The following is a 223-nucleotide window of genomic DNA, read 5'->3' on the forward strand; positions in this document are numbered from 1 at the left end:
CCAAATGGCTCTTCGACGTTTAGCCGCCTGACTGTCTTTTATACTGGTATTCTGTTTAATCACGCTTAATGCAATTCGGTTAAAAAGCGCCATTTGTGCAGCCCCATCAGGATCTTTGAGTGAGATAGCATCTTCTCGAAAAGTGACATCTAATACCCAATGCAGCTCGTTTTCTACCGACCAGTGCCTTCTTATTGCCTTAGCCACGATTTCCGCCTCCAAC

The 223-nt window shown here is 45.3% G+C and carries 1 protein-coding gene; it reads right to left on the reverse strand.

What is annotated here, in order from left to right; translation table 11 throughout:
* On the reverse strand, positions 1 to 223 hold a 223-nt coding region (locus tag ACGF5R_RS25020), incomplete at both ends, for a transposase (RefSeq protein ID WP_387693359.1).

The sequence above is a fragment of the Photorhabdus sp. RM71S genome (assembly GCF_042879355.1).
GTDB lineage: Bacteria > Pseudomonadota > Gammaproteobacteria > Enterobacterales > Enterobacteriaceae > Photorhabdus > Photorhabdus kayaii.